At 44.5% G+C, this 14,866-nt stretch carries 13 protein-coding genes; 5 read left to right on the top strand and 8 right to left on the bottom strand.

Going from position 1 to position 14,866, the window contains the following annotated elements:
• Positions 1 to 266: 266 nt before the first annotated feature.
• The 7 genes from Q1A86_RS18225 to fadB all read right to left on the bottom strand — a co-directional run bounded on the left by Q1A86_RS18225 (position 267) and on the right by fadB (position 9,137).
• Positions 267 to 3,470, bottom strand: coding sequence for an amidohydrolase family protein (locus Q1A86_RS18225; protein ID WP_299809831.1), 3,204 nt, complete (start codon positions 3,468 to 3,470; stop codon positions 267 to 269).
• Positions 3,471 to 3,794: 324 nt separating this feature from the next.
• The gene (locus tag Q1A86_RS18220) at positions 3,795 to 4,232 is read right to left on the bottom strand and encodes an MOSC domain-containing protein (RefSeq protein WP_299809828.1); all 438 of its coding nucleotides are present in this window, start codon (positions 4,230 to 4,232) and stop codon (positions 3,795 to 3,797) included.
• 34 nt (positions 4,233 to 4,266) lie between these two features.
• The gene (gene tusA, locus Q1A86_RS18215) at positions 4,267 to 4,512 is read right to left on the bottom strand and encodes a sulfurtransferase TusA (RefSeq protein WP_239892955.1); all 246 of its coding nucleotides are present in this window, start codon (positions 4,510 to 4,512) and stop codon (positions 4,267 to 4,269) included.
• Positions 4,513 to 4,656: 144 nt separating this feature from the next.
• Positions 4,657 to 5,127 carry a Cys-tRNA(Pro) deacylase gene (gene ybaK / locus Q1A86_RS18210; RefSeq protein WP_299809810.1) on the bottom strand — a complete coding sequence of 157 codons (471 nt, stop codon included), beginning with the start codon at positions 5,125 to 5,127 and terminating at the stop codon, positions 4,657 to 4,659.
• 48 nt (positions 5,128 to 5,175) lie between these two features.
• Positions 5,176 to 5,637 carry a GNAT family N-acetyltransferase gene (locus Q1A86_RS18205; RefSeq protein ID WP_299809807.1) on the bottom strand — a complete coding sequence of 154 codons (462 nt, stop codon included), beginning with the start codon at positions 5,635 to 5,637 and terminating at the stop codon, positions 5,176 to 5,178.
• Between the two features lie 164 nt (positions 5,638 to 5,801).
• The gene (gene fadA, locus Q1A86_RS18200; protein WP_299809804.1) at positions 5,802 to 6,965 is read right to left on the bottom strand and encodes an acetyl-CoA C-acyltransferase FadA; all 1,164 of its coding nucleotides are present in this window, start codon (positions 6,963 to 6,965) and stop codon (positions 5,802 to 5,804) included.
• 18 nt (positions 6,966 to 6,983) lie between these two features.
• Positions 6,984 to 9,137, bottom strand: a complete 2,154-nt coding sequence (gene fadB, locus Q1A86_RS18195; protein WP_299809802.1) for a fatty acid oxidation complex subunit alpha FadB — start codon at positions 9,135 to 9,137, stop codon at positions 6,984 to 6,986.
• Positions 9,138 to 9,491: 354 nt separating this feature from the next.
• Here fadB and pepQ point away from each other — a divergent pair, with 354 nt between their 5' ends.
• From pepQ to hemG (Q1A86_RS18175), 4 genes are all read left to right on the top strand, one after another.
• A complete protein-coding gene (gene pepQ / locus Q1A86_RS18190; protein ID WP_299809799.1) occupies positions 9,492 to 10,814 on the top strand; it encodes a Xaa-Pro dipeptidase in 1,323 nt (440 codons plus the stop codon).
• Between the two features lie 18 nt (positions 10,815 to 10,832).
• Positions 10,833 to 11,447: a YigZ family protein gene (locus Q1A86_RS18185; RefSeq protein ID WP_299809796.1), complete on the top strand. Its 615-nt coding sequence runs from the start codon at positions 10,833 to 10,835 to the stop codon at positions 11,445 to 11,447.
• 134 nt (positions 11,448 to 11,581) lie between these two features.
• A complete protein-coding gene (locus Q1A86_RS18180; RefSeq protein ID WP_299809793.1) occupies positions 11,582 to 13,039 on the top strand; it encodes a TrkH family potassium uptake protein in 1,458 nt (485 codons plus the stop codon).
• 143 nt (positions 13,040 to 13,182) lie between these two features.
• The gene (gene hemG / locus Q1A86_RS18175) at positions 13,183 to 13,710 is read left to right on the top strand and encodes a menaquinone-dependent protoporphyrinogen IX dehydrogenase (RefSeq protein WP_299809790.1); all 528 of its coding nucleotides are present in this window, start codon (positions 13,183 to 13,185) and stop codon (positions 13,708 to 13,710) included.
• A 97-nt stretch (positions 13,711 to 13,807) separates the two neighbouring features.
• On the opposite strand, the gene Q1A86_RS18170 is transcribed toward hemG (Q1A86_RS18175), so the two are convergent.
• The gene (locus Q1A86_RS18170) at positions 13,808 to 14,113 is read right to left on the bottom strand and encodes a metalloregulator ArsR/SmtB family transcription factor (RefSeq protein ID WP_299809788.1); all 306 of its coding nucleotides are present in this window, start codon (positions 14,111 to 14,113) and stop codon (positions 13,808 to 13,810) included.
• Positions 14,114 to 14,312: 199 nt separating this feature from the next.
• Here Q1A86_RS18170 and hemG (Q1A86_RS18165) point away from each other — a divergent pair, with 199 nt between their 5' ends.
• Positions 14,313 to 14,852, top strand: coding sequence for a menaquinone-dependent protoporphyrinogen IX dehydrogenase (hemG, locus tag Q1A86_RS18165; RefSeq protein WP_299809785.1), 540 nt, complete (start codon positions 14,313 to 14,315; stop codon positions 14,850 to 14,852).
• Positions 14,853 to 14,866: the final 14 nt, after the last annotated feature.

Below are 14,866 nucleotides of genomic sequence, written 5' to 3'. Positions count from 1 at the left end.
CACTCACGGCAAAGGCGTAATAATTTGATTTTTGCAGGTCGGGTTTTAGCCCGTCAATTAAGTGATATATAAATTTTCTCAGGAAATCAGGAAAGAGTCATAGTCCACAGCACTGACACATTCTTAAAATAAAAAAGGATGTTCCACATGGAACATCCTTTTGTCATTTTTAGGCTAAAAGTGCTGATTTTTGGATCAAAAAATAATTTTCCTAAAATTAAAAAATCGCAGCTAAGTTAGCCAGATTTTAAATTTTAAAAGCAAACTTATTTCTCAAAAAAGAAAGTCTCTCTCTGCTTACCCTTGTTTTTAGAACCACCATTTAGCTGTTCCATAGTCTCAGCATTAAACAGTTTACCGTTAACCATGGTATAAGTTACGCGATCGGTTACGCGAATATCTTCCAGAGGATTACCATCGATAACAATTAAGTCGGCAAGCTTGCCTTGCTTGATTGAACCAATTTGATGATCCATTGCAAAGTGCTTAGCTGGGTTGATGGTTGCGGTTTTTAGCACTTCCATATTACTCATGCCACCTTGAGCAAACATCCACATTTCCCAGTGAGCAGCCAAACCTTCACGCTGACCGTGAGCACCAATGTTAGCTTTAATACCGACTTCATTTAGCTCATTGGCTACCCGAGCTACGTTGAAGTGGTTGTAATGTTCATCGGGTGCCGTTGGGCGACGCATTGAGCGAGCATCTAGAATATCTGATGGTACGTACATCGACAGACGAGGGTGGGCCCAAACATCTGTTTTGTCGTACCAGTAGTTTTCACCAGAGATACCACCATAGGCAACAACTAACGTTGGGGTGTAGCCAACTTCGGTTTGGCCCCAGAACTGCTTAATATCGTCATAGATATTTGCTGCAGGTAGTGAGTGTTCTATACCTGTGTGGCCATCCGCGATCATCGTCAGGTTATGCTGAAGCAAGCTTCCACCTTCTGGCACTACCATCATCTCAAGTTCACGAGCTGCTGCGATAACTTGCTGACGTTGGTTACGACGTGGCTGGTTGTAACTCTTAACACTGAAAGCACCGACTTTCTTTAGTCGCTCTAAATGGAATTTTGCATCATCGAGTGAATCTATATGAGAGGTATAACCTGGTAGGTTCGCGCCATATAAAATTGTACCGGTTGAGAAGATACGTGGGCCAGCAATGTTACCGGCTTTCTGTTGCTCTGAAGCTGCAAATATTTCAGTGGTATCATTTGATGGGTCGTGAATAGCTGTAACACCTAGAGACAGATTAGAGTAGAGCTCCCAGTTCTGCTGCGGAATGATTTCATTCTCACCCTGAGCACCATGAGCATGGGCATCAAATAAGCCTGGCATCAGAGTTTTGCCCTTGATATCGATGATCTTAGCATCGCTTGGAATATCAATAACCGAGGCTGGGCCAACGCTAACGATGTGGTTGTCTTTAACGATTACAGTGCCGTTTTCGATGACTTCATCATTTTCCATGGTAATGATATTGCCACCAACAAAGGCAATTGTTCCACGTGGAACATCAGCTTGTTGGGTGAAGCCAAGATCGGTAATGGTTGGCTCAGCTTTAGATACTTCAGCATCTTCTGCTTGTTGTTGATAATGAGTATCAACGTTAACTTGGTAAAGTTCAGGCCCTAGTGTCCAGTACAGCTGGTTGCTATCAGTGTTCCAGCTAATGCTTTCACCGGCGCGTACGCTTAATTGTTCAACTGGAAGATTACTGGCCTTAGGCCCGATTTGAATCGTTTCACCATGCTTAGCAAATGGGGTAACAAACACTTTGAAACGTTCGGCAAAGGCAAGTTGTTTACCATCTGGTGATACTCTGAATTCGGTGGCGTGTTTACTGGTGTAATGTACGCGCTTTTCAAAACCATTGACTCCAATAGAAGCGAGCTGCGGTGTTTCACCACTTTCCATAAAGTAGACGCGGTCGTTATCGGCGCCAAACTGTGGTTGGTACCCCGTTGAAGTGATCTTAGTATTGTTATCGCCATCGATATCGACTTGGTAAAGACCTGTTTCTTGTGACCAAGTGCGTGGAGTGATGTAACCGCCTTTAGCTTTACGATAAACCACTGTCTCACCGTCTGGTGAGAAGGTGGGTTCTACGTATTTTCCAGGCTCTTCAGTTAATACTTTTACACGTTTATTGCGCACGGTAGCTAAACTAACAGTACCTTGTTCTTGGTCATCCCAAGTGGTGAATACGACTTTCTTTCCATCGCGTGACCACTGTGGGAATAGCTCACGTAGATCACTATCTAGCTTGGTGAGTCGAGACATCTTGCCGTCGGGTAAACTCTTAACCCAAATCTTACCTAGAGCTTCAAAGGCGACTTTTTTACCATCAGGTGAAACCTGCGCCATACGCAGCATCTTCACGTCGAACACATCTTTATCGAGATTTTGTGTAAAGCGAACTGCAGGTTGAACTGCGCGCTCAGTCTTAACCGAAAATGGAATTTGCTCTACCGACTTAGATTCAACATCGAGCTTATTAATCTTACCATTAGCCCAGAATACGATTTCATCATTATCGGCTGTCCAACTCATGGTTGGGTATACACCATGAATCGCCCAAGTCTCTTGCATGTCTCGGTCTAGCTCGCCGTACAGCTTTTCGGTTTCACCCGACTTAAGATCGAGCAAATAGAGTGATGACTGGAAACCATCACGCTTAATATAGGCAAGCTTGTTTCCATCAGGGCTTGGCGTTGGTCTAATTGCGCCACCAGTCCCTTGGATTAACACTTCGATGTCGCCAGTTTGCGTATCGTAGCGCTTGATCTTATAGATGCCTTTTACTGAATCTTTTGAGTAGTGGAAGGTCTTACCCGGCGTCGCATCTTGGCTAAAGTAAATATAACGGCCATCTGGTGAGTAGGCTGGCTCACCTAAATCCTTTTGTTCATTTGGGCGTTCAGTTAACTTCACACCATCGCCGCCAGCAACGTGATACATCCATACTTCACCAGCACCTAGGCTTCGGCTACCAGTAAAGTGTTTGCGTGCTACTAGGTATTGGCCATCAGGGCTCCATGCAGGACTATTCAATAAGCGGAATGTTTCTTTAGTGACTGGACGAGGGTTACTACCATCAGCTTCCATTATCCAGATATTGTCGCCACCATCTTCATCAGAGGTGAAGGCAATGTATTTACCGTCAGGGCTATAAACGGGCTGCATTTGCCACGCGATGCCTTTGGCTAATGGCTTAGCTTCACCACCATCCATTGGCATTTGATAGATATCACCAAGTAGATCGAACACCACATGTTTGCCATTTGGGCTAACACTGACGTTCATCCAGGTACCTTCATCGACTTCAATTTTAATTTGTTCTAATGGGGCGTTTGCTGGCGAGTTAACTTGCCATGCATTTTTATCTTCTTCAGCAATACTGGGAATACTAAAGCTCAATGCAATAGCGACATATAGGGGGGTGAGCTTATTCTTTAGCATGATAATCCTAATTATTGTTATCGTTTTAAAGGAGTCGTTTTGGATCTCGTTTATAGATTGTTAGTGGTAGTGCTTAATTGGAAATTAATTTGTGCAACAGTTATCGCACAAATTGCTTAACAGTAAAACAAAAAATCTGTTTCAATTAGTTAAGTTAATATTGGCTTGATACGAGTGAGGATTTACTAAGGATTAGCTTACTAGAAACATTAGGTTTCAACGAAACTTACCAGTGAGTTGCTTGAGTTAAATGCTGACAAGTAAGCAGGGAATGACTGTACTGAGCAGTGAGCTACTACTCAGTCTTTGGCAAGAATAAAAGGATTAAATTAAAGTGACATTGTCATTCATTTTAATATTTGAACCTGTAATCACTCGACAGGTTACGCCACCGCGCCAGTCAGACAATAATGCTTGTTTGAGCCCCGGATAAGCCATTTCCATTTTCTTACAAGGATCTGTCTCACCAGTAATCTCTAAAATGAGGTCGCCTATGACAAGTTGCTTACCTAGATCTTCAGAAGAGAAACTGATTCCATCGACGAGTAAGTTTGCCCTGCGGGTAAACCAAGGTAAGGTTTTACCGACATCATTACAGGCAAGCTGCCATTGCTGGATAGAGATCACTGTAACTTGGCGCTTACCTGGACGGCCAAAGATGTCGTTTTCAACACCTTTAGCTTGGGTCACTTGAGCTTGTTCAACCGTAATCATTTGACCACGTTTTTCGGTTTTAAATGCGATTCCGATTAATTTGGCCATGATAATTCCTTTTATCTAATTTGATGGTGAATGACTAAAGACCTTTCTTTATAAGGTACTGGTAAGGCGTTGACTCTGTTTGACTAGCGATTAAGGTATGATCCATAAACTCACAAAAGCTTGGGATGTCGCGGGTCGTTGCTGGATCATCTGCAATAATAAGCAGTGTTTCACCTTCGTTCATGCGTCTTACTGACTTACGCACCATCATTACTGGCTCTGGGCAGCGTAGGCCTAAAGCGTCGAGTTGATGTTGTGCTGCGTTAAATTGGTCGTTCATATTTCCTCGGCAGAACGATTAAACAGAAGTGGCTAATATTACTCCAGCGTTTTAGTTTATCCAAGCCGCTAGGCATAATTTGTGAGCTTAGGGTCGTTTAGATATCTAGAGTGTTCCACGTGGAACACTCTAGATGAATAGCATCTATTCTGCTGTGATAGGGGCAAACTGGGCTTTAAGTAATAACTTTATATCTTCTGGCGCGAGCTCAATATCCAGTCCGCGGCGTCCGCCGCTCACAAACATTTTTGCAAGAGTCGCAGCAGATTGATCTATTACAGTTGGCAATTGTCTTTTTTGTCCTAAGGGACTGACACCTCCGAGTACATAGCCTGAACTACGCTGTACTTCCATTGCTTCGGCCATCACAGCCTTTTTAGCTTTGGCTGCTTTTGCTATTAACTTCATACTGAGCTTTTCTGCTACTGGAATAATAGCAACTGCGAGTTGCTTACCGTCTAACTTAACCACTAAGGTTTTGAATACGAGCTCTGGCGCGACACCGATTTTCTCTGCAGCTTCTAAGCCGTATGCTTGGCAAGACGGGTCATGTTGATACTCATGTACTCGATGGGCAATCTTGTGTTTAACGAGCAGGTCGATAGCGGGAGTCATTGTGTTACCTATATATGTAGTGCAGGCATTGTTGGTGCGAGCCAGGAATTAAAGTGATTTTTCCATAACCTGCACTTTAATACCGTGATAAGTGACCTGTTCTACAGGTTGCCAGCCGAGGGGAGTATATAGACCGCCAGTAAAATCTTCGGTCTGTAAATTGATGCTGTTAATCCCAAGTTTCTTCGCCTTATCTATAATGGCACTCACTAATGCTCTGGCTATGCCTTTACCTCTATATTCAGAGGCAACGTAAACACCACCGAGCCAATGCACACGCTCGGGATAGATATCCATCTCATGGTAACGAAGTTGGGCTGCGGCCATCAGCTTATTGTTGTCTAGAGCCAAGATGATCAATGGCGGTTTGTCGTGATTAAGATAATCTCTGAGTTTTAGTTCTAGTTCTTTAGTGCTGCGCCCCTCGCCAATATAGCCCCATTCATCGCTATACCATTTTGCTATTTGAGGTATGGCTGAGTCATTGTCGGCAAGTAATACAAATTTCATCACGCATCCTAAGGGGGAACTGATGACTTCAGGTTAATGCAGTTGGCGGCAATAGGCTAGGTGATTTGGTATTACTTATGATTGGTCGCTTAGGAAAACGCTCTACTCATAAAACAACAAAGCCAGCTAATGCTGGCTTTGTTAGTTATTGACTCAAGCTAAGCTTATGGGCGCTCGAAGATAGTCGCGATACCTTGGCCTAGACCAATACACATAGTCGCTAGACCATACTTAGCATCTTTGGCTTCCATCAGATTGATCAGGGTGGTTGAGATACGCGTACCTGAACAACCTAATGGATGACCGAGTGCAATGGCGCCACCGTTGAGGTTAATCTTCTCATCAACCACATCCATCAAACCTAAGTCTTTTACACAAGGTAGAGACTGCGCGGCAAAGGCTTCGTTAAGCTCGATAACATCTAAGTCGTCAACGGTTAGACCTGCACGCTTAAGTGCTTTTTGAGTTGCTGGTACTGGGCCATAACCCATAATAGCCGCATCGCAACCAGCAATCGCCATTGAGCGAATACGTGCACGAATAGGTAAGCCTAATGCTTTTGCTTTCTCTTCTTCCATCACTAGCATGGCTGAAGCGCCATCTGATAATGCAGAAGAGGTACCCGCGGTAACAGTACCGTTAGCTGGGTCAAAAGCAGGGCGTAGACCTGAAAGGGATTCCATTGATGTTTCTGGGCGGATCACTTCATCGTGCTCAACTTTAATCAAGGCGCCGTCGGCGTCATGACCTTCAATCGCTACGATTTCATTGGCGAAGCGGCCTTCAACTGTGGCAGCATGAGCGCGCTGATGTGAACGTACTGCAAAGGCATCTTGTTGCTCACGAGTAATGCCGTGCATCTTGCCGAGCATTTCTGCTGTAAGGCCCATCATGCCTGAGGCTTTAGCAACATTGTTAGCAAGACTTGGGTGGAAGTCGACGCCATGGTTCATTGGTACATGACCCATATGTTCAACACCACCTACGATAAAGGTATCGCCTTGGCCTGTCATAATTGCGCGAGCCGCTTGGTGTAATGCATCCATTGATGAACCACATAAACGGTTTACGGTAACCGCGCCAACTTGCTTTGGAATGCCAGCCAATAGGGCAGCGTTACGTGCAATATTAAAGCCTTGCTCAAGCGTCTGCTGCACACAACCCCACATCACATCTTCGATAGTGTTTGGATCTAGCTTAGGGTTACGCTCAAGTAGCGACTTCATTAATTCTGCAGATAGAGTTTCTGCGCGTACATTTCTAAATACTCCAGCCTTTGAGCGGCCCATTGGAGTACGAATGCAATCTACGATAACGGCGTTTTTCATTGTTCAAATCCTTTCTGCTTAAGCCTGCTGGTAGTAGCTGCCATTGTTGGCGGCAAGTTCGCGCATAGTATCGGTCACTTGGTATAGACCACCAAGGTGTGCATATTTGTCGGCTAGCGCGACAAAGTTAGCCACACCCATAGTATCTAGGTAACGGAATACACCGCCTCTAAATGGTGGGAAACCAAGGCCGTAAACTAGGCCCATATCCGCTTCAGCAGGCGAAGCGATAATTCCTTCTTCAAGACAGCGCACAGTCTCGATAATCATTGGGATCATGGTGCGAGCGATGATCTCATCTGATTCAAATGCTTTTTGCTCACCAAACTCAGCTTGTAGTAACTCATAGCTAGTTGGGTCTAAATCTTTCTTTGGCTTGCCGCGACGGTCAACTGAGTATTGGTAGAAACCTTTACTGTTCTTCTGGCCAAAGCGTTCAGCTTCAAACATTACATCAATGGCATCTTTACCTGATTTACCCATGCGGTCAGGGAAACCTTCAGCCATAACCGCTTGTGCGTGATGACCCGTATCTAGACCAACTACGTCAAGCAGGTATGCTGGCCCCATTGGCCAACCAAACTGCTTTTCCATCACTCTGTCGATAGCCGCAAAGTCTGCGCCATCGGCAAGCAGGCCACTAAAGCCCGCAAAGTACGGGAAGAGTACACGGTTTACAAAGAAGCCTGGGCAGTCATTAACTACAATAGGTGTCTTACCCATCTTGCTGGCGTAAGCCACTACAGAGGCGACGGTTTCATCCGAGCTGTTTTCACCACGAATAACTTCGACTAGCGGCATCTTGTGCACAGGGTTAAAGAAGTGCATACCACAGAAACGCTCAGGCTTTTTAAGGCTCTTAGCCAACAGGTTGATTGAGATTGTTGAGGTGTTTGAGGTGATGATGGCATCTTCACTGACATGTTCTTCAACTTCGGCAAGCACCATAGCTTTAACTTTTGGATGCTCAACCACGGCCTCTACTATGACATCGGCATCTTTCACTGGAGCATAATCGAGTGCAGGGGTGATGTTATTCAGTACCGCTGCCATTTTAGCTGGGGTTGAACGGCCACGCTTAACTTGTGCCGTAAGTAGCTTCGCGGCTTCACCTAAACCTAAATCCAGTGCTGGTTGAGCAATGTCTTTCATCACAATTGGTGTACCCTTGCTAGCACTCTGGTAAGCGATACCACCACCCATGATGCCAGCACCAAGTACTGCAGCTGTATTAACTTTCTTAGCTAGCTTGCCAGCTTTTTTGGCCTTACCCTTTACTAGCTGATCATTGAGGAAGATACCAATTAGTGATTGGGCAACTTCTGTTTTTGCTAGCTTGATGAATGCTTGATGTTCAATTTGAAGTGCTGCGGTACGATCACATAGTGCCGCTTGCTCGATGACACTAATTACTGCCATAGGTGCAGGGTAGTGTTTACCCGCGACTTTAAACACCATACCTTTAGCCGTGGCAAAAGACATCATGGCTTCAAGTTTAGGTAGGGTCAGTGGCGCTTGTTTCTTAGCGCGGCGAGATTGCCAGTCTAGCTTCTCAGCTAGGGCATCCTTGAGCATTTTTAACGCAGCAGGTTTTAATTGCTCAGGAGCAACAACGGCGTCAATAGCGCCAACTTTAAGTGCTGCTTCAGGGCGTTGATCTTTACCTGAGGTGATCCATTCAAGGGCGTTGTCGGCACCAATCACACGCGGTAGACGTACCGTACCACCAAAGCCAGGGATAATTCCTAGCTTAGTCTCTGGTAGGCCGATGCGGGCTGTGGTGTCTGCTATACGGAAGTCGGTAGCAAGAATAGTTTCGCAGCCTGCGCCAAGTGCAAATCCATTAATTGCTGAAATCGTTGGGAAAGGTAAGTCTTCTAGCTTGTTGAAAACAACATTGGCTTGCTCTAACCAAGTCTGTAAGACCGCGTCCTCTTCAGCAAATAATCCTAAAAACTCTGTGATATCGGCGCCAACGACGAAGGCGTCTTTGGCCGAACTTAACATTAGTGCTTTGATGCTAGAATCTTGTTTAATGCTGTCGAGTGCAGCATTTAGCGAATCGATGGTTTCTCTGTCGAACTTATTAACCGAACCTTGTGCCTTGAAGCACAGGTGAGCGATGTTATCCTCGAGTAACTCAACCTCAATTGTAGGGCTTTGGTAGATCATTGCTTGCTTCCTTATAGCTTAAGTTCACTATCCAGATCATTAATGATTTTATTATCCGAATGTAACTTTCTTTGTCACAGCAGCCTAGGCCATCATTTGACCAGTTACTGCTCAGTGTGCGACGAATCACAAAAAATTACAACACCCAATTTAAACGGTCGTTTAGTTTCTTTGGTTTGTAAAATAATGAAGCTTAAAGATCAGTGCTTTAGTTGGTATTGTTGCAATGGTTTAATTTGAGTTTACAGCAGATGGTTTAGCCAAGAATAGCTTTGAAGAAAAAATTATTTAGCGATGTGATAGACTGAGCCTGTGCAGAAAATTTGGCTAAATAATAACAATAGGGTAACCCTCATGGAACAGTTAGCGCGCCTCTATCATGACCATATTCAAGTACTCAATCAGCGTGTAAGCGAAATAATCTCTCGTGAAAACTTATCGGGACTAGTCATACATTCAGGCCAGCCACATAGACAGTTTTTAGATGATATGGATTACCCATTTAAGGTAAACCCCCACTTTAAAGCTTGGTTACCGGTCACCGAAAATCCAAATTCTTGGTTGGTGGTAAACGGCAGTGATAAACCCCTATTGATTTTTTATCGCCCGGTGGATTTCTGGCATAAGGTTGCCGATGAGCCGAGCGACTTTTGGGCCGAGCATGTCGATATTAAGTTTCTTAGTAAGGCCGACAAAGTGGCCGAGTTCCTACCTGCCGATATCGATAATTGGGCCTATATTGGTGAGCATTTAGATGTTGCCGATGTGCTGGGATTTAGCAGGCGTAACCCTGATTCTGTATTGAGTTACCTTAATTATCATCGCGCAACGAAAACGGATTATGAGTTAGCCTGTATGCGTAAAGCTAACGAAATCGCGGTGATCGGCCATCAAGCGGCCAAAACCGCCTTCTATAATGGTGCTAGTGAATTTGAGATCTTACAGGTCTATCTGTCGGCAATCTCACAAGGGGAAAACCAAGTCCCCTATAGCAGCATTGTAGCGCTTAATGAAAACTCCGCCATCTTACATTACACCGCGCTTGAACATGCGAGCCCGGCGCAGCGCCGTTCATTTTTGATCGACGCGGGCGCTAGCTATAATGGTTATGCTTCCGATATCACCCGCAGCTATTCATTTGAGAAGAATATTTTCGATGATCTGATCACCGCAATGGATAATATGCAGCTACAGATCATAAGCATGATGAAGCCAGGTGTGAGCTATGCTGAATTACACATACAAACTCATTATAAGCTAGCGCAGATCTTGTTGGATTTTGATATTGTCAGCGGCGATGTTCAGGGCCTCGTTGAGCAGGGGATTACTCGAGTCTTTTTCCCCCATGGGTTAGGCCACATGTTAGGCATACAAGTGCATGATATGGGAGGCTTCCTCTGCGATGAAAAGGGCACTCACGTCGCAGCGCCAAAGGCCCATCCATTCTTACGCTGTACTCGAGAGCTTGATATCAACCAGGTACTGACGATAGAGCCTGGCGTTTATATTATTGATTCGCTACTGGCAGAATTAAAACAAGATCAGCGGCAGTCACAAATCAACTGGAATACGGTTGATGCCTTAAGGCCATTTGGTGGTATTCGCATCGAAGATAATGTGATTGTTCATGGCGATCGTATCGAAAATATGACCCGTAATCTGGGTCTGAATCGTTAATCTAGTGAGAGAAGCGTTTTGAGTGAGAGTTATCTCATCCCTGCAGCTGAATTATTGATAGAAGAAGAGATAAAGCATAGTCGCTTTATCTCTTTTCTATTCCACTGTCAGTCGGCAGAAGAGCTTAAGTGTGTACTTACTAACCTAAGGGGCGAGTACCCAGGAGCTAACCATTACTGCTATGCGTTTGTCGGTGGCGCGCCAAATGACAGCATTAATATGGGGTCAAGCGATGATGGGGAACCTTCCGGTAGCGCTGGGCGCCCCATGTTGTCCGCCTTACAGGGAGCGAACATAGGTGAGCTTGGTGCGATAGTTATTCGCTACTTTGGTGGAACCAAGCTGGGGGTAGGTGGCCTAGTTAGAGCCTATAGTTCTGGTATTAAACAGGGGATTCCACAACTTGAAACCCAACTGAAGCAGATCCGTTACCCTGGGAAATTGGTGTGTGAATATCATCAATTAAAAGATGTTGAGCATCTATTCGCTCAATTTGAGGTGTTGATTGAAGATAAACAGTTTAGCGACAAAATTGTCATTCAGTTTGCCATCCCTAAGGCTGCTAAACATCAGCTGAACCTTGATTTAGCCACCCTGAGCAAGGGCCAGCTAAAAGCAGAGTTTGAAGAGTAAGCGTCATATTCGTTTTAAAGCGACGATGATTTTTATTGATTAACAAGTTTTTTCAAGCTTGATAATCGGTTATGAACATTCATTATTAAGTGTGCGAGAATGCGCTATAGCATAAGCGCTAGTGATGGGAATCAATGCAATATCGAACAATTATAAGAATTACAGGCTTATTAATGGGGCTGTTTTCTTTATCTTTACTTCCTCCAGCTCTTGTCGCTGTTATCTATAAAGATGGCGGTGGCATGGCCTTTATTCAGGCGTTTGTGTTGTGCCTGATCTTGGGGTTTGGACTCTGGTACCCTAACCGTGCACACCGTAAGGACTTGCGTACTCGAGAAGGCTTCCTCTTGGTAGTACTGTTCTGGGTGGTACTGGGCTCCATCGGTGCTGTGCCGTTTATCTTTTCCGGCCAACCCTCCCTCAGCTTAACCGACAGTTTCTTCGAGTCTTTCTCGGCACTGACTACCACAGGGGCCACGGTAATCGTGGGTCTAGATAGTCTGCCAAAAGCAATTCTATTCTATCGACATCTGCTGCAGTGGCTGGGTGGTATGGGGATCATCGTTCTAGCGGTGGCGATTCTACCGGTACTGGGTGTCGGGGGGATGCAACTGTATAGAGCCGAGATGCCGGGGCCGGTGAAAGACAGTAAAATGACGCCGAGGATTGCCGAGACCGCCAAGGCCCTCTGGTATATCTATTTAGCGCTAACCGTCGCTTGCGCCTTTGCTTATTGGTTGGCGGGAATGGACGCCTTCGATGCTATCTGTCACTCATTCTCAACTATTGCGATTGGTGGTTTCTCTACCCACGATGCCAGCATGGGCTACTTTAATAGCCCGACGATTAATATGATCTGCGTGGTATTCCTATTGATTGCTGCGCTTAACTTTAGCCTGCACTTTGCGGCATTTTCTCGCCGTGGTATTAACTTACGTGTCTATTTTCGCGACGCAGAATTTAAGGTATTGATTGCTATTCAATTGGTATTAACCGCTATCTGTTTTGTCACCCTCTATGGCTCTGGGATCTATGATTCGGCCGAAGAAACCTTCGATTATGCTCTGTTTCAGGCGGTATCCATTTCAACTACCGCTGGTTTTGGTACCGAAAGCTTCCATGCTTGGCCCTTGTTCTTACCTATTTTACTGATTTTCTCAAGCTTTATCGGTGGTAGCGGAGGTTCTACTGCAGGTGGCATTAAGGTCATTAGAGTGATTCTACTGTTGCTACAAGGTTCGCGTGAACTTAAACGATTAGTTCATCCTCGTGGCATGTTCTCGATACGGATCAGTGGTAACGCACTGCCTGATAGGGTTATCGATGCAGTGTGGGGGTTCTTCTCGGCTTATGCTTTGGTCTTCGTTATTTGCATGCTTATTTTGATGGCGTTAGGTATGGATGCGATTACCGCCTTTAGCGCAACTGCCGCCTGTTTGAATAACCTTGGCCCAGGTTTAGGTGAGGTCGCGAGTAACTATGCCAGTATTGGTGATGGTGAAAAATGGGTTCTGCTGTTCGCCATGTTATTCGGCCGTTTAGAAGTATTCACTCTACTGATCTTGTTTACACCAACATTCTGGAAGAACTAAATTAATATAAAGACGACTCGCTGACATCAGCCGCTAAGTTAGGGTTAATTATTAGTGAGTATATTGGACTCAAGGTAGGCCTTTGGTCCTAGCTTAAGTTGAGTTTTTGAATCTAGTTTGAATCGGAAAATAGTAGGAAGTTAATGAACAATACACTAATTATTTATTCGACAGTCGATGGCCAAACCAAAGCGATTTGTGAGCAGATAAAGAAGATCAACCAAGAGCAAAACGCCAAGGTCACACTGGCTTCTCTAGAGGAAGCAGAAACTTTAGGTTTAGCGCAATTTGATAAGATCTTGGTAGCAGCTAGTATTCGTTATGGTAAACATAGGCCTGCACTTTACCAGTTCATTAACCGTCAGCACGCGGTACTAGATGCTAAGAAAAATGCCTTCTTTACGGTGAATGTGGTTGCTCGAAAACCTGAGAAAAACACCCCTGAAACCAATCCATATATGAAAAAGTTTTTGCAGCTTTCACTATGGCAACCGCAACAGTTAGCTGTATTTGCCGGTAAGATTGATTACCCTAAATATCGGCTGTTCGATAAAGTGATGATCCGCTTTATCATGTGGATGACTAAAGGACCGACCGATACTAGTGGTACCTTTGAATTTACCGATTGGAACAAGGTTGATGAGTTTGCTCGGGCTTTTGCTGAGCGTTAATCTTGATGCTCGATTTTAAAAACTAAATCAGAAACAATAAAGCCTGCTAAATGCAGGCTTTATTGTTTCTAGAATACTATCGGCTCTAAAGAGTGTACTAGGCGCAGTATTTACGATGCAAGATAGAGATCACTTCGGTGACCTGCTCATTCTTTAGTGTGTAATACACTATTTGTGAGCTCTTGCGGGTCGCCACTAAGTCTTCTGAGCGTAATACTGCTAAATGTTGCGATAGTGCAGACTGACTGAGAGGAACCGTTTCATTTAATTCGGTCACGCTTAGTTCTTTATCCAATAATAAGCACAGAATCATCAGTCTATATGGATTAGCGATAGCCTTAAGCCATTTAGCTGCGCTTTCGGCATTAGTGACCATGGCACTAATATCGATGTCTTTTTGCATACGGTTACTTACTCCATCGCCTTTAATTAGTTTATTCTAATTGAGTTAAGCTTATAAGACAATATACTTGTGGAAGACTGTTATCTCAATTTTTGATGTCGATAATATGAGCTATACCTAATTTGTGATCTATTCTCCTTTAAAAACTGTAATTTGCTGCAACAATGGATTTAATAACACATTCTCAATTGGGATAAAGATGAAATCAGTTCTGGTACTTTATTATTCTCGCGGTGGGCATACAGCCAGAATTAGCCGTGCCGTTGCAGACCACCTTGTGAGCCAAGGTTATCGATGCGATATGATGCATATTAATGAAGCTAAGGCTGAGGGGATCGACTGGGCTCAATATGATGTGGTCGCGTTAGGTGCGTGTGTACTTTACGGCAGTTACCATAAGTCAGTCTTTGAATTTGTCGAGCAGCACCAAGCAGAATTAAGCGCTAAACCGTCTAGTTTCTTTAGTGTGAATGTTGTGGCTCGTAATCCTGAGAAGCGTGTGCCGGAAAACAATAAATATCTACAGAAATTTATTGAGCTAGCGGCATGGAAACCGACCGATGTTAAAGTGATTGCTGGTAAGGTGGATTACCCTGCTTGGCGTTGGTACGACAGAATGATGATCCAGCTAATTATGAAGATCACCAATGGCCCAACCGATCCTAAATCAGTTATTGATTACACCGATTGGGAAGATGTGAAGGTCTATGCTGATCACCTAGTGAGTTTAGCTAAATAAGTACCCAAATCAAA

Origin of the sequence: uncultured Shewanella sp. (assembly GCF_947497935.1) — a bacterium.
Taxonomy (GTDB): domain Bacteria; phylum Pseudomonadota; class Gammaproteobacteria; order Enterobacterales; family Shewanellaceae; genus Shewanella.
The sequence above is the reverse complement of the archived record's forward strand: the minus strand, read 5'-3'. Positions and strand labels throughout refer to the sequence as shown.

What these genes read in the sequence shown, in the direction of transcription:
- Q1A86_RS18225 (WP_299809831.1), bottom strand. Translation starts at nt 3,470, where the DNA reads ATGCTAAAGAATAAGCTCACCCCCCTATATGTCGCTATTGCATTGAGC.
- Q1A86_RS18220 (WP_299809828.1), bottom strand. Translation starts at nt 4,232, where the DNA reads ATGGCCAAATTAATCGGAATCGCATTTAAAACCGAAAAACGTGGTCAA.
- tusA (WP_239892955.1), bottom strand. Translation starts at nt 4,512, where the DNA reads ATGAACGACCAATTTAACGCAGCACAACATCAACTCGACGCTTTAGGC.
- ybaK (WP_299809810.1), bottom strand. Translation starts at nt 5,127, where the DNA reads ATGACTCCCGCTATCGACCTGCTCGTTAAACACAAGATTGCCCATCGA.
- Q1A86_RS18205 (WP_299809807.1), bottom strand. Translation starts at nt 5,637, where the DNA reads ATGAAATTTGTATTACTTGCCGACAATGACTCAGCCATACCTCAAATA.
- fadA (WP_299809804.1), bottom strand. Translation starts at nt 6,965, where the DNA reads ATGAAAAACGCCGTTATCGTAGATTGCATTCGTACTCCAATGGGCCGC.
- fadB (WP_299809802.1), bottom strand. Translation starts at nt 9,137, where the DNA reads ATGATCTACCAAAGCCCTACAATTGAGGTTGAGTTACTCGAGGATAAC.
- pepQ (WP_299809799.1), top strand. Translation starts at nt 9,492, where the DNA reads ATGGAACAGTTAGCGCGCCTCTATCATGACCATATTCAAGTACTCAAT.
- Q1A86_RS18180 (WP_299809793.1), top strand. Translation starts at nt 11,582, where the DNA reads ATGCAATATCGAACAATTATAAGAATTACAGGCTTATTAATGGGGCTG.
- hemG (WP_299809790.1), top strand. Translation starts at nt 13,183, where the DNA reads ATGAACAATACACTAATTATTTATTCGACAGTCGATGGCCAAACCAAA.
- Q1A86_RS18170 (WP_299809788.1), bottom strand. Translation starts at nt 14,113, where the DNA reads ATGCAAAAAGACATCGATATTAGTGCCATGGTCACTAATGCCGAAAGC.
- hemG (WP_299809785.1), top strand. Translation starts at nt 14,313, where the DNA reads ATGAAATCAGTTCTGGTACTTTATTATTCTCGCGGTGGGCATACAGCC.